A 13,355-nucleotide genomic window follows, 5' to 3' on the forward strand; every position below is an offset into this window, starting at 1 on the left:
CGGGCACTGGCAGGGAACGCGCCGTGCCATCATGTTCCGGGGCCGGAAACGGCCTGCTGCGGCCACCGGTCCGCAAGATCGGCACTTGCACAGCAGCTTCCGCGCCGCAGCACTTTCGCCAACCCGCTAGAACCAACATGCGAAAAGCAGGTGGCAAGCGTTGCGAGCGCCGCTGCGAGGGCCTGCCATTTCGGACATCCGCTCAACCTGGTTTGGAAGGAGACGTGCAATGGCAACTATCACCACATCCGATGGGACAATCCTCTTCTACAAGGATTGGGGGCCGAAAGACGCGCAGCCCATCATGTTCCACCATGGCTGGCCGCTGAGCGCCGACGACTGGGACACCCAGATGCTGTTCTTCCTGTCCGAAGGTTACCGGGTGATTGCGCATGACCGGCGCGGCCATGGCCGGTCCAGCCAGACTGACACCGGCAACGACATGGACACATATGCCGCGGACGTGGCTGAACTCGCCAGGGCGCTCGATCTGCGCGACGCGGTCCATATCGGCCATTCGACCGGCGGCGGCGAAGTCACGCGCTATGCGGCGCGTGCCGAACGTGGCCGGGTGGCCAAGGCCATTCTGATCGCGGCGATCCCGCCGGTGATGGTGCAGTCCGGCGCCAACTCTGACGGCGTTCCGATGGAGGTCTTCGACGGGTTGCGCTCCGCGCTGGAGACAAACCGGGCGCAGTTCTACCGTGACCTGCCAAGCGGACCCTTCTACGGCTTCAACCGGGAAGGTGCGAAGGTCAGCCAGGGCCTGATCGACAATTGGTGGCGCCAGGGTATGAGCGGTGGCGCCAAGGCGCATCATGACTGTATCGAAGTATTCTCGGAAACCGACTTCACGGAGGATCTGAAGGCACTCACAGTTCCCGTCCTGATCATTCATGGCGAGGACGATCAGATCGTGCCGATCGGGAACTCGGCCTATAAGGCGATCAAGCTCGTCAGGGACGGGACGCTGAAGACCTATCCCGGCCTGTCACACGGCCTGTTCGCCACCCATCCGGAGGTGGTGAACCCGGATATGCTGGCCTTCATCCGCGCCTGAGATGGCTGGTCAAGGGGCCCGGCGGTCGCGGATTGCGTGACCGCCGCAAGTGCGCTTTCGTGCAGTCCTGCCCGCCGCAGCCGGCGCAGGGATGCCGGTCCGGAAAGAGCCGGGCTGCCGGGGAAACATGTCCGGCTTTGTCGGAGGCATTGGGATACGGGCCAGATGCTCAAAGATAAGGCGTTGAAACTATGAATGTCGTCAGGGTCGCGATTGCCGGTTTCGGAGGCGTGGGCCGCGCCACGGCCAATCTTCTTCTGGCCCGGCGTGAACGCTACCGGCAGGTCTATGGGGCCGATATTCGCCTCGTCGCCATCTGCGGATCGCGCGCCGGCCTGGCCGATCCGGAAGGATTGGACGCCGGGCGCCTTGAGGCGCTGGAGCCGGGCCTGACTGGCCCGGCCTTCGTCGAGGCGAGTGGTGCCGGCATCCTCATCGAGGCAGGCCCAAGCGACTTTCGCACCGGGGGGGCCGGCCTCGCCTATATTCGGTCCTCGCTTTTGGCGGGGCGCGACACCATCGTCATATCGAAGGGCGCGCTGGTCCACAGCGGACCGGAACTGCGGGCCCTGGCGCATTCTTCGGGGGCGATGCTGAAACTCAGCGGCGCCGCTGCTGCCGCACTGCCGGCGCTTGACCTTCTCGAGCACAGCCTGAAAGGCTGCGAGGTGCTGGAAATCGAGGGCATTCTGAACGCGACCACCAATTATCTGCTGGATGCGATGATGAACCAGAACCTCGGCTTCGACGAGGCGCTTGCGCGCGCGCAGGCGGGAGGGTTCGCCGAAGCCGACCCGCGCAACGACACCGAGGGCTGGGACACCGCCTGCAAGCTTCTGATCCTTGCCAATTTCGGCCTCAATGCGGGTCTGACGATGGACGGCCTCGCCGTCGATGGTATCCAATCGGTCACGGAGCAGCGCATCGCTGCATGGCGCGAGCAGCGTCTGGTTCCAAAGCTCGTCGGGAGCCTTGCCCGGACGGGAGGCGTGATGCGGGCAACTGTGGGCATCCGGACCTACCCGCCGGACGATCCGCTCGCCCATGTATCGGGGAAGAACAAGGCGGTCCGCATCACCACCGATGCCATGGGCGAGACGATCGCGTTCGGATCCGGCACGGAGCCTCTCGCCACAGCGGCCGCCGCACTGAAGGATCTCGAACATATCCTCACGGCAAGAGCGGTGCAGGCCACCTATCGTTCGGGAACAAGGCCATGACGGGCTAACTCCATCGCCAGGCTTCCCGCCGCCAGGCGCCGTCATCGAAAGTCATTGCGGCGTCATAGAACACAGCGGATCGCAAACCGCCCGGCGATAGTCGGTCGGGCTCATGCGCTGATGCTTGATGAAAATCCGGGCCAGCACCTGGTTCGACGAATATCCCACCTCCTGCGCGATCTGGGTGACCGGAAGGTCCGTTGTCTCAAGGAGCTCGCAGGCTTTCTCCATCCGCAGCCGGGTCAGATACACCCGTGGCGGCACCCCGACGCTCTGCTTGAACATGCGGGCGAAATGAAAGGGGGAGAGGCGCGCTTCAGCGGCCAGTTCGTCGAGGCTGATGTCCTCCGAAAGCCGGGCGTGCATAAGCTCCAGACACCGCCGCTGCGCCCAAGGAGCAAGACCACCCTTGGCAGCCGTCAACGGTGCCCCGCCCAACCGGCACAACTCAGCCAGAATCTCCAAACCTGCGGCGCGCGCCAGCAGCCGGGAAGGTACCCCCTCGTCATTGCAGAGAGCCCACAGGTTCCGCAGCGCGGAGCGGATGGCCGGTGAGTCGAACACCCGGCCGTAGATGGAGAGGCTGTCGAGCGAGAACCCGCCGCTGGCGGCGTCGTCAAGCACGCCTTGCCATTGCGCCACAGGGAGAGCCAGGCTCCGGAGCCGATGGCTGCCGTCATTGATCACCGTGGTCGCGAAGTTCGGCGCGGCGACGGCAAGGGCGCCTTTCACGGTTGTCATGTCGAAGCGGCCGCCTCCCAGGTCTCCCTGGACACGGCTGCAGCCAAGCATGTCTTCAATCAGGACGATGTCCGGCAGCGCCGGGCGGGACATGTCCCCGGCAGGCCGCTGGATCTCAAGAAGGTCGAGAATTGCGCCCGGGGATTTCATCGAGCGCACGTAGGACGAATGCTGGCCTGTGCTGTGCCACTGGGCGAATGAGGCATGGGCATCGATGGTCATTGCCGTCCCTCCAGAGGCGAGCGCGCGCGAAGCGGGCCTGGGGCGCGAACTGGGGCGCGAACCGGATCGCGAGCGGTCCGGCGGTAGTCGGACGGGCTCATGCCTTGATGCTTGAAGAACACCCGGGCGAGGACCTGGTTCGACGAATATCCCACTTCCTGCGCGATCTCCGTGACCGGAAGGTCTGTCTGGGCCAGGAGTTCGCAGGCTTTCTCCATTCTCAGCCGGGTCAGATAGACCCGTGGCGGCACGCCGAAGCTCTGCTTGAACATCCGGGCAAAATGAAAGGGTGAAAGGCGCGCTTCAGCGGCCAGTTCATCGAGGCTGATGTCCTCCGAAAGCCGCTCCTGCAGCAGGTCAAGGCAGCGCCGTTCGGCCCAGGGGGCAAGGCCGCCCTTTGCCGAAGTGAAAGGTGCTCCGCCGAGCAGGCACAATTCGGCCAGTATCTCGCAGCCTGCGGCCTGCGCCAGCAAGCGCGAGGGTGCTCCCTCTTCATCGCACAAGGCCCAAAGATTCCGGACCGCCGAGCGGATCGCTGGCGAGGCAAATGCCCCCATGCACAGTTTCTGATAGTCGAGAGAAAACTGTCCTCCGGCGGCTTCATCCAGAATAGGCTGCCACTGCGCCAGGGGAAACGACAAGCTGCGCAGCTCATGCTCGGCGTCGACAATGACCGTGTTTGCAAACCGCGGAGCGGAGAGAAAAAAGCTGCCTTTTCCGCTCTTCACGCTGAAGCGCCCGCCTCCCATATCGCCGCTGACGCGGCTGCCGCCATGCAGGTCCTGATACAGGACGAGATCCGGGACAGCGGGATCGGACATGTCTCCGGCCGGTTGAGAGGCCTCCAGAAGATGTATGATGCCACCAGCTGACTTCATCGTACGCACATAGTGCGCAAGGTGACCATTGCTGTACCATTGGGCAAAAGAATGATAGGCAGGCACGGTCATGCTGTGTCTCCTATGCTTCCGGCAGCCCTCCTAATCCGGGCCGGCAGCTTGATTCGTGCCGCTCAGACCGGCTGTAGACCTAATTAGTCAAAGCAAATATCTTTCTTCCGGAGGCGTATGAAAGGCATTGCCGCGATCTTCGTCTCCGGTTCTCTGAAATCAATCAGGAATAGACGTTGAAGCCCGCCTCAATCTCTTCTCACTCACAGGTTGAAACGCTACCGTTCCATCCACTGTGGAGAACTTTTGAATGGAACGCAAGAGTATCGACCTGATAAAAAGACGGAAGCCGAGCGGGGCGGCGGTCATCCGGCCTGAACTGACGACGGCGCTGTTCAGAGCCTTGTTCGAGGAGTGGGCAGAAACCGGTTTTGCGGCCGTAAGCCTGGAGCGCGTGGCGGCACGGGCGGGCGCAGGCAAGGCGGCGATATACCGGCGCTGGCCCTCGAAGCTGGAATTCGCATGCGAAGCGATACGCAGTGTCGAGGTCATGCGGCTGGGAGCCACAGACCAAGGCTCTCTGCAGGCGGACATCAGGGAGTATCTCAGAGCGACGCGCGCGGTCCTGCGGCATCCACTGGTCCGCCGTATAGTCCCCGATCTGGTTGCCGAACGTCTGCGATCGAACGAACTGTCGGCAATGCTGGATGGCGTTTCCGAGGCACGGCGGCAGTTCGGACACCAGCTGCTTGATCGCGCCATTGCCCGCAACGAATTGCGCGCCGACGTCGACAGGGGGGTGGCGCTCGATCTTCTCTTTGCTTCCCTCTACTCGCGCATGATCATCCGGGGGAAGAGCTTCACGAAGGCTGAACTCGACAGGCTGGGCATCGCCCTGCATGCCGCCATCAGGAACTGTTGACGCCCCGCCAGTACCACGGGGGCTCGCGGCACACCGGCATGGTGACAATCCTTCCATTTGCCCCCGGCGAAACATCGCAAGAACGGCATCGTCACCGCAGGGGCTGCGACGCCCTGCCGGCGCAGTTCGTTAGCTTGTTCAGCGGATATGCCGCCAGACGGCGCGCGGTGTCGACGAGAGGAAGGATTGAGCATGCCTCCGCAGGATGACCGGAACTCACGCCTGACGACAACCGCCGGCGCACCCGTTGCCGACAACCAGAACAGCCTGACCGCCGGTGACCGCGGTCCGGTGCTCATGCAGGACTGGAAGTTGATCGAGAAGCTGGCCCACCAGAACCGGGAACGGATCCCCGAGCGGGTTGTTCACGCCAAGGGCTGGGGTGCGCACGGGACACTCAGAATAACGGGCGACATCTCGCACCTGACCTGCGCCAAGGTGCTGCAGCCCGGCACCGAAACGCCGATGATCGCGCGCTTCTCGACGGTTGCGGGGGAAGCAGGAGCGGCCGATCATGAACGGGACGTTCGCGGTTTTGCGCTCAAGTTCTACACCGAAGAAGGCAATTGGGATCTGGTGGGCAACAACACGCCGGTTTTTTTCGTCCGCGACCCGGCCAAGTTCCCGGATTTCATCCACACGCAGAAGCGCCACCCGCGCACCAATCTGCGATCGGCAACGGCGATGTGGGACTTCTGGTCGCTGTCACCGGAAAGCCTGCATCAGGTGATGATCCTCTTCTCCGACCGCGGCCTGCCAGTCAGCCCGATGCACATGAACGGATACGGCAGCCACACCTACAGCCTGTGGAACGGCAAGGGCGAGCGCGTCTGGGTCAAGTTTCACTTCAAGACCTCACAAGGCCACCGCCACTACACGAATGCCGAGGCGGAAGAAGTCGTCGGCAGAACCAGGGAAGGCTATCAGGAAGCCCTGTTCAACGCGATCGAGGAGGGCAACTATCCTCGCTGGATCGTGCAGGTTCAGGTCATGACCGAAACCCAGGCGCGCGAGTTGCCCTTCAACCCCTTCGACGTCACGAAGGTCTGGCCCCATGCCGGATCTCCGCCGGTCGAGATCGGCGTGCTCGAACTCAACCGCAATCCGGACAATTACTTTGCCGAAATCGAGCAGCTGGCCTTCAGCCCATCGAATGTCGTGCGCGGCATCGGCCATTCGCCGGACAGGATGCTGCAAGGCAGAATCTTCGCCTATGCGGACGCTCACCGCTACAGGCTCGGCACGCATTACGAGGCGCTGCCGGTCAACCGGCCTCTGTGCCCGGTGCATCATTATCACAAGGATGGGGCGATGCGCTTCTTCGGCAGCATGCCCAATTCCGATGCCTATTACGAGCCCAACAGTTTCGGCGGTCCAACGGAGGATCGCTCGTTTGCCGAACCACCGCTCCAGATCGAAGGTCCGGCTGACCGGTTCGATCACCGGGAAGGAAACGACGATTTCAGCCAGCCGCGCGCGTTGTTTCTGCTGTTCGACGACGCGCAGAGAGCACGGCTGTTCGCCAACATTGCCGCCGCGATGGGCGGTGTTCCCGGCTCGATCATCGAGCGGCAGGTCGAGCTTTTCCGGCAGGTTCATCCGGACTTCGGCGCCGGAGTATGCGCTACGCTGGACGAAATCGATCCGCAATTCTGATCCCGCGGGCCTGAAGCACTTCCGATGAAAACGAAGCGTGCTCCAGATCCTTGTCTTCACGCAATCCCGGACGCGAAACCGGTTCCGGTTTCTGCTGGAGTTGCTCTAGGCGGAAGCCCGTCCGAAGGTCCATAACCATAGGAAGAAACCAAGTGCGGAAGGTATCAGCGGAATGACCAGCGGCATACATCACGTCACCGGCATCACCTCCAATGTGCAGGCCAACGTCGACTTCTATGCCGGCTTTCTCGGGCTAAGGCTTGTGAAGCGCACCGGCGGCTATGCGGATGCCGAGCAGTTGCACCTCGTCTACGGAGATGGCATCGGCAGTCCCGGCTCGTTGCTGACGTTCCTTGTCTGGGAAGCGGCAGGCCGCGGCCGCACGGGCATTGGCCAGGTATCGGAAGTGACGCTGGCGGTGCCGCCTGCCTCGCTCGGGGACTGGATCACAAAGGCACTTGCCGCCGGCATACCGCTCGAGGGCCCATCCCGCGAGTTCGGGGAGCCGGTCCTCCGGCTGAAGGATCCGGACGGGCTGATCGTGAAGTTGGCGGGCGTGGACATGGCCACGCCAGTACCGCTTCCGAACGCTCCCACCCGGCTGCGGGGCGTCACGCTTCTGACGGACAAGGCGGTTGAGACCACAAGCTTTCTGACACGTTTCGGGTACAGGGAAGAAGGCCGCTCCGGTGTTACCCGGCGCATGAGGTCCGATACCGACATCATCGATATCAGGGAGGTCACAGGTTTCGTGCCTTCCGTGCCCGGCGGCGGAGTGCCTGACCATGTCGCCTTTCGCGCGAGCGGGATCGATGATCTCCGCTCCATGCGGCTTTCGCTGAAGGATCACGGGCCCACCGAGGTGCATGACCGGAAGTATTTCACCTCCCTCTATGTTCGCGATCCCGCCGGGATATTGATTGAATATGCGACCGACGGGCCGGGCATGACCGTCGACGAAACGCCGGACGGGCTTGGCCGGACGCTGTTCCTGCCCCCGCATGATGCCGGCCGTGCGGAGGATCTGGAGGCGATGCTTCCGCAATTCGCCCTTCCCGGCGAAGAGCGGTTTCCGGTCCGCGACCTCCCTTTCATTCACCGCTTCAACAGGCCGCAGCAGCCAGACGGAACGGTCTTGGTGCTGCTGCATGGCACCGGCGGCAATGAAGCCAGCCTGATGCCGGCCGCACGGCGCATAGCTCCGCATGCGGTGCTGCTTGGCGTGCGCGGCCGCTCGACCGAAGAGGGAACCAACCGCTGGTTCCGCCGCACCGGTGCAACGGCATTCGACCAGCAGGACATCCGCGGTGAAGCAGAAGCCTTCGCAGCGTTTGTCGAAGGCGCTGTAGCCGGCTATGGCCTTGATCCCGGGAAACTCGTCTTCCTCGGTTATTCCAACGGTGCCAACATGCTGGCGGCGGTCATCCAGCTTCATCCTGGCACCGTGCGCCGCGCGGTTCTGCTGCGTGGTATCCAGCCCCTGGAGACCCCGCCGGCCCTTGACCTGTCGGATACGCGCGCACTGGTGCTGACCGGACGTGATGATGAGCTTGCCCGTCATGCGCCGGCTCTGGCAGACGCCCTCGTGGCTCATGGGGCGCATGCCATTAGCCTGGAGCTTCCGGCCAGTCATGAACTCACCGCTGCGGACATCACTGAGGCCACTCAGTGGATTCAGCAGGAGCTCTCAAGGAAGAACTAGTCCCTTTGCGCGGGACCGCCGCCCGGACAACCGGCGCGGCTTCTGTGCCGGGAAGCTCGATGGAGCGTTCCATCGCGGTGGTTTCGAGCGAGGCCGTGTTCATCCGGCTCCTGCTTGTTGCGACCGGTTCGGTGCCTTGCATCCATCGGCCCCGCCCGGCGCACGAGCGAGGCAGCGCCTCTCATACCAATTCTCGATGAGCCCGGCTCATCGAGAATTGGTCAAGCCCGTGCGGCGCTTGAGCATTTTCAAGGCGTGATGCGTCAGACCTTCATGCCGAACAGCTTTTCCGCATTCCGGAACGCGATCTTTTCCTTGTCTTCCCGTGGCAGATCGACCGCCCGGAACCAGTCGGTCTGTTGCTTCATGTCTGCAAATGGGTAGTCGGTTGCAAACATTACCCGATCCGCACTGATGTACTTCAACAGAAGGTGAAGAAGCTCATCCTGGGGGAAGGCACTGGTTGTAAACCAGAAATTGTCATGGAAATATTGCTCGAACGGCTTGTCCAGGGTGCGTTCGGTGACTTCGCTCATCTTTTCCACGATGCGTTCGTAGAAGAACGGAAGACCCTCGCCCATATGGCCGATGATGATCTGGAGCCTGGGATGTCTGTCGAATACCCCAGACGTGATCATTCGAAGGCATTGAGTGACAACTTCCTGGTGCCATCCATATGCCGAGATGCTGAGGACCTGGTCCTGGAACTCCGCCTGATATTCCGGCCGCATATTGCTGTAGTAGATTTGGAAAACTTCGTCTGGAGGAATGCCTGGATGGATGTATATCGGCACATCAAGGGCCTCGGCACGCGCCAGCACGGGTTCAAAGTCGGGATGATCGAGGAATTTCTTCCCGATGATCCCATTGGTCAGGGCTCCCAGCAAGCCATCCTCCCGCACTGTGCGCTCCAGTTCGTGCGCTGAGGCTTCCGGATTCTGCAACGGCAAGGTTGCAAATCCCTGGAACCGCCCCGGATAGGTGGCCATCGGTCCCTCGACAATCAGCCTGTTGAGACGATAGGCAAAATCGATGCCCTCCTGACCGGGGATATTCTGCACGCCCGGCGTATGTGCGGAGAGGATCTGGACGTTGATCCCCGCTGCATCCATTGCACCGATGCGGCGCGGGCCAAGTTCGGCAAGACCGGTCCCCTCAAGGAACAGCCTGTCATTCCGCTCCATCAACTCATAGGTGGAAAAGGTCTCTTCCGTGCCGATAAATGGCAGGTCCTGGTCTCGCAGGTAGATGTCCGAAATCTCTTTCGCTGAGGCACTGGAGATAATGGCAGGCGCGGACAACCCGGCACCAACACCAAGTGCAGCCGCGCCGCCGAGAAAACTGCGGCGCCCCATCGCGAGGCTCTTCTGGGGGTTTTCGATCCGTTTCATGTCAATTTCTACTCCGATATTGCATTGCGCAGTTCGGGTGCGCCTTTCGCGCGACAAAGAGTTCAGTCCAACCCACAGAAGTCTGTGCCGGGCCATTGCTGCCTGTTGTTGACGCTGTCTCGAACTTTGTCTGCAGCGCCTACCGTCGAGGCCCAAGATTGCGGGAACGTTGTGCGCCGTGCTGATCGGCGAAGGAACAGAAGGTCAACCGCTCATATCGAGGGATGACCGGCCAGCCGGGCGCCGGAGGTCTTTATCGCATGATCCGGGCGACGGGTCTGCGACACTCCAGACCGCACACAACGCCCTATTCAGAAAGCCGCGGTAACGAGATCTCGAAAACGGCCCCCCCACCAGAGGCGTCACCCACTGTGACGCGCCCCTTATGCCGCGCTACGATATCACGGACGAGAGCAAGCCCCAGCCCAGCGCCCTGGTCGAGCGGGGCTACCCTTCCGAAGGGTTCAAAAATGACGTCGCGATACTCCTCGGGAATGCCCGGACCTGTATCGGTGACCCTCACTTTGGCATCAGAGCTGACCGTGACGCTGATGATGGACTTTTCGCCCCCATGATTTACAGCGTTCTGGATCAGATTCTGCAGAGCGCGAGATAGGGAAGGCGGATCGCAGAGGACCGGAACATTCTTGGTCTCGGCGTCGAAGACAATCGTGCTTCCCGCCGCAATCACGACGGGCGCCATGTCAGCAGCAACCTCTGTCGCCAGTTCGACGAGATTGGTGCGTTGAAACTGCGGAACTTCGGCCTCGAGGCGCTCGAGATCGAGCAACTGATTGGCGAGATTGGCGAGCCGCGCAACATCCAGCATAAGTTTCCCATGGTGCTCGCCGCCATGCATCAGTTCCAACCGTGCTTGCAGGATGGCAATTGGCGTACGCAATTCATGGGCGGCGCCGGCAATAAACCGATGGCGGCGCTCGATCCCGTCGTCGAGGCGCTGGAGGGCTGCATTCACTGCTCGAACAAGCGAATGGAGTTCGCCTGGTACCCGGTCCGCCGATAGCCTTGTGCCACGCCGCTCGAAATCGATCTTGCCGGCATCGAGCGCGACCTGATCGACGCCGCTCAGTTCCCTGCGCACGATCCGCGGAATGATAAGAAACGAGGCAAGAGTCAGGAGACAGAGAAGGCCGACGAACACCGGGTTGCCGAATGCAGAACGAATGCCGATTTCGGGACCATTGCCAACGACAATCCAGATGCGCCCCATCTCCCCTTCGTGGCGCCTGAGGAGGGCGACCACGTCTTCATTCGGACCCAGGCCGGAAATATTGGCCGAGCGCACGGTCTTGAGCGCCTCAACCATGGTCAGCAACCGGTCCGGGATTTCGCCCCACTGCACCGAATGACCATTTGCATCGAGCGCGTAGAACCACAGGTCGGGATAGCCGGTTGCGTCTTCCGCGAGTTCACCGCCCATGACGAGTTGCCATCTGCCGTCCTCGCCGACCACGATAGCGTTGGCAATGTCATTGATAATATCGCTGTCGTAGCGCAGTTCCTCACTGAGGAAACGATAGATTGGCACTGCGGCAATGGCAGTGAAGGCAATCAGCACCAAGGCCTGCATGACCACGATCAGCCATGTGAGGCGAGTGCGCAGGGAGTTGGATCCCAAAAGCTTCATGGCGCCGCTTTCAGGAGATACCCGATCCCACGTATCCCATGAATCTCGACGCCCGCCGAGGCGAGCTTCTGCCGCAGCCTCGATATGTGAGAATCAAGTGTGTTGGAGGCAATCTCGTCGTCATAGCCATATACCGCCTCTTCAAGAGCCGGACGGGCAACGGTCCTCCCTGCTCGCCGTACCAGAACTTCGAGCGCCAGCAGTTCCCGCCGGGTAAGATCGAGCGGCACGTTGCCGATGTAGGCCTGCCGCTCGGTCAGGCTGAAGGACAGCCTTGCGACTTTGACCGAGCTGGCTTGCAACTGAGCGGGCCGGCGCATGACAGCGCGAAGCCTTGCCAGCAGCTCAGCTACGGAAAATGGCTTGGCAAGATAGTCATCCGCCCCGGTATCGAGCCCAGCGATTCTCTGGTCTGGGGTACCGAGAGCGGAGAGGACGATCACTGGTATCCCGGCGCTTTCCTTGCGCAGCAAGGGAATGAGAGCGAGCCCATCGCCGTCGGGCAATTTGCGATCCAGCAACACCGCGTCATGAAGGCCGCCGCGACAAGCTTCCTTTGCAAGTTCGAGGGTCCGCACGTGGTCGACCAATATGTCCTGTCTGCCGAGCGCGACGGTCATCAGGTCTGCCATCTCCCCTTCGTCTTCGACCAATAGAATGCGCACGCAAGACCCCTTCGGTTTCACGACATTTCTAACAGGGAACATTGCCTCAAGGTTGCGGGAAATGGAGGCCGGGCCTGTAACCGAAACTCGTAAAAGGACTTCTTTGCACCGGTCGGCCGGCCAAAGTCCAACCATCCTAGCATCGGCGAAGCCCTCCAATTGGATATGTCTTGGAAGCGTTGATTACTGTTGTTCACCGCTCATGGAAGACTTTGCAGCCTGTCGGGCCAGAGCGCGCTCGAGCGGTCAGCCGGCTCTTGGGGGAGCAAAACGGCTCAAGCGATGTTTGTGCTTCAGGCTATTCCCTGAAGTCACTATGCTCGAAATCGGCTAAGCTTGTTGTGTAGAGTGACACGCGCCGGACGCTTTCGATGACGCAGGTTGAAACGATGAGCTTTGCTCAGCAGCAAGCTGACCTCTTGCGTTCTCACGCAACGGCAAGCCGTTTTGATCCCCATTTTCATAGCACGTACTCGATAGTGGCTCTCAAACGGGGGGCGGCCGAGATCAGATCGGCCAGATGGAGTGAAACCGCCCGTGCGGGCGATATCTTCTTTTTCAATCCCTACGAGGTCCACTCGGCGCATTGCTCTCAGGATGGTGCTGAGTACGACACCTTGTACCCATCCATGGAGTTCTTCAGCCGATGCCCCGGCACTGAGCATCATGACGGACCTCTCAGCATCCAGACCACCATTCTCAAGCGGAGCTCGGAGACCAAGGAGTTTATCGAGGCCCTGTGCACGCCTGCGCTCGATGGCAATTCCGTGGAGGTTTCACTCCGGCGGATGCTTTCAGCTTGCGCTTTCTCGACGAGTTCCGCGGACGAAGGCGCCGGGGCGCTCGCGCGCAGAGCCTGTATGCTGATCCGGAAGAACAGCACGCGTGCAATGCGGACCGAGGCGCTCGCGCGGGAAATGGGCGTGCACAAGAGCCATCTCGTCAGGGCGTTCAGCACTGCGGTGGGCATGGCACCTCAGACCTATATACGTCAGGTACGCGTGGCGAAGGCCAGGGAACTAATCACCGAGGGCTTTCCGATCAGCGAGGTCGCGCTCATGCTGGACTTCAGCGATCAGGCTCACCTCACTCGAGAATTCAAAAAGGTCTATGGGGTGCCACCCGGCGCGCTTGCGAGAGCCCTTGGGAGACGTCGATGACAGATCGGCGCTTACCCCCATCAAGTGCTTTGACAAGATTAAGCTGACAGCTACGCAGTCTTGCCTGCCTTTGCGGTG

At 61.5% G+C, this 13,355-nt stretch carries 11 protein-coding genes; 6 read left to right on the forward strand and 5 right to left on the reverse strand.

Annotation, left to right across the window (positions count from 1 at the left end; all coding sequences use genetic code 11):
• Positions 1-229 precede the first annotated feature (229 nt).
• Positions 230-1,060, forward strand: a complete 831-nt coding sequence (locus tag AC0CMF_RS16350; RefSeq protein WP_122518976.1) for an alpha/beta fold hydrolase — start codon at positions 230-232, stop codon at positions 1,058-1,060.
• A gap of 191 nt (positions 1,061-1,251) precedes the next feature.
• The gene (locus tag AC0CMF_RS16355) at positions 1,252-2,280 is read left to right on the forward strand and encodes a homoserine dehydrogenase (protein ID WP_374629994.1); all 1,029 of its coding nucleotides are present in this window, start codon (positions 1,252-1,254) and stop codon (positions 2,278-2,280) included.
• A 51-nt stretch (positions 2,281-2,331) separates the two neighbouring features.
• Here the strand turns inward: AC0CMF_RS16355 and AC0CMF_RS16360 are convergent, their stop codons facing one another.
• Both AC0CMF_RS16360 and AC0CMF_RS16365 read right to left on the reverse strand, forming a co-directional pair.
• Entirely contained in the window at positions 2,332-3,243 is a 912-nt protein-coding gene (locus AC0CMF_RS16360; protein WP_122518978.1) for an AraC family transcriptional regulator, read from the reverse strand.
• Positions 3,240-4,193 carry a helix-turn-helix domain-containing protein gene (locus AC0CMF_RS16365; protein ID WP_374629995.1) on the reverse strand — a complete coding sequence of 318 codons (954 nt, stop codon included), beginning with the start codon at positions 4,191-4,193 and terminating at the stop codon, positions 3,240-3,242. The genes AC0CMF_RS16360 and AC0CMF_RS16365 overlap by 4 nt, the downstream gene beginning before the upstream one ends.
• Positions 4,194-4,443: 250 nt before the next feature.
• Here AC0CMF_RS16365 and AC0CMF_RS16370 point away from each other — a divergent pair, with 250 nt between their 5' ends.
• The 3 genes from AC0CMF_RS16370 (at position 4,444) to AC0CMF_RS16380 (ending at position 8,413) form a co-directional block, all read left to right on the forward strand.
• On the forward strand, positions 4,444-5,055 hold the full coding sequence (locus tag AC0CMF_RS16370; protein ID WP_094462706.1) for a TetR-like C-terminal domain-containing protein: 612 nt from the start codon (positions 4,444-4,446) through the stop codon (positions 5,053-5,055).
• A gap of 192 nt (positions 5,056-5,247) precedes the next feature.
• Positions 5,248-6,711: a catalase gene (locus AC0CMF_RS16375; protein ID WP_472482179.1), complete on the forward strand. Its 1,464-nt coding sequence runs from the start codon at positions 5,248-5,250 to the stop codon at positions 6,709-6,711.
• A gap of 172 nt (positions 6,712-6,883) precedes the next feature.
• Complete coding sequence (locus tag AC0CMF_RS16380; protein ID WP_374629996.1) at positions 6,884-8,413, forward strand: VOC family protein; 1,530 nt, start codon at positions 6,884-6,886, stop codon at positions 8,411-8,413.
• A gap of 263 nt (positions 8,414-8,676) precedes the next feature.
• Here AC0CMF_RS16380 and AC0CMF_RS16385 read toward each other — a convergent pair whose 3' ends face one another.
• The 3 genes from AC0CMF_RS16385 to AC0CMF_RS16395 form a co-directional block, all read right to left on the reverse strand.
• Complete coding sequence (locus tag AC0CMF_RS16385; RefSeq protein WP_374629997.1) at positions 8,677-9,804, reverse strand: amidohydrolase family protein; 1,128 nt, start codon at positions 9,802-9,804, stop codon at positions 8,677-8,679.
• A 307-nt stretch (positions 9,805-10,111) separates the two neighbouring features.
• On the reverse strand, positions 10,112-11,452 hold the full coding sequence (locus AC0CMF_RS16390; protein ID WP_374629998.1) for a sensor histidine kinase: 1,341 nt from the start codon (positions 11,450-11,452) through the stop codon (positions 10,112-10,114).
• Positions 11,449-12,117, reverse strand: coding sequence for a response regulator transcription factor (locus AC0CMF_RS16395; protein WP_122521023.1), 669 nt, complete (start codon positions 12,115-12,117; stop codon positions 11,449-11,451). Before AC0CMF_RS16395 ends, AC0CMF_RS16390 begins: the two co-directional genes overlap by 4 nt.
• Positions 12,118-12,488: 371 nt before the next feature.
• On the opposite strand from AC0CMF_RS16395, the gene AC0CMF_RS16400 reads away from it, so the two are divergent.
• Positions 12,489-13,277: a helix-turn-helix transcriptional regulator gene (locus AC0CMF_RS16400; protein ID WP_374629999.1), complete on the forward strand. Its 789-nt coding sequence runs from the start codon at positions 12,489-12,491 to the stop codon at positions 13,275-13,277.
• Positions 13,278-13,355: the final 78 nt, after the last annotated feature.

The sequence above is a fragment of the Pannonibacter sp. CBAS1226 genome (assembly GCF_055685825.1).

What these genes read in the sequence shown, in the direction of transcription:
- AC0CMF_RS16350 (WP_122518976.1), top strand. Translation starts at nt 230, where the DNA reads ATGGCAACTATCACCACATCCGATGGGACAATCCTCTTCTACAAGGAT.
- AC0CMF_RS16355 (WP_374629994.1), top strand. Translation starts at nt 1,252, where the DNA reads ATGAATGTCGTCAGGGTCGCGATTGCCGGTTTCGGAGGCGTGGGCCGC.
- AC0CMF_RS16360 (WP_122518978.1), bottom strand. Translation starts at nt 3,243, where the DNA reads ATGACCATCGATGCCCATGCCTCATTCGCCCAGTGGCACAGCACAGGC.
- AC0CMF_RS16365 (WP_374629995.1), bottom strand. Translation starts at nt 4,193, where the DNA reads ATGACCGTGCCTGCCTATCATTCTTTTGCCCAATGGTACAGCAATGGT.
- AC0CMF_RS16370 (WP_094462706.1), top strand. Translation starts at nt 4,444, where the DNA reads ATGGAACGCAAGAGTATCGACCTGATAAAAAGACGGAAGCCGAGCGGG.
- AC0CMF_RS16375 (WP_472482179.1), top strand. Translation starts at nt 5,248, where the DNA reads ATGCCTCCGCAGGATGACCGGAACTCACGCCTGACGACAACCGCCGGC.
- AC0CMF_RS16380 (WP_374629996.1), top strand. Translation starts at nt 6,884, where the DNA reads ATGACCAGCGGCATACATCACGTCACCGGCATCACCTCCAATGTGCAG.
- AC0CMF_RS16385 (WP_374629997.1), bottom strand. Translation starts at nt 9,804, where the DNA reads ATGAAACGGATCGAAAACCCCCAGAAGAGCCTCGCGATGGGGCGCCGC.
- AC0CMF_RS16390 (WP_374629998.1), bottom strand. Translation starts at nt 11,452, where the DNA reads ATGAAGCTTTTGGGATCCAACTCCCTGCGCACTCGCCTCACATGGCTG.
- AC0CMF_RS16400 (WP_374629999.1), top strand. Translation starts at nt 12,489, where the DNA reads ATGACGCAGGTTGAAACGATGAGCTTTGCTCAGCAGCAAGCTGACCTC.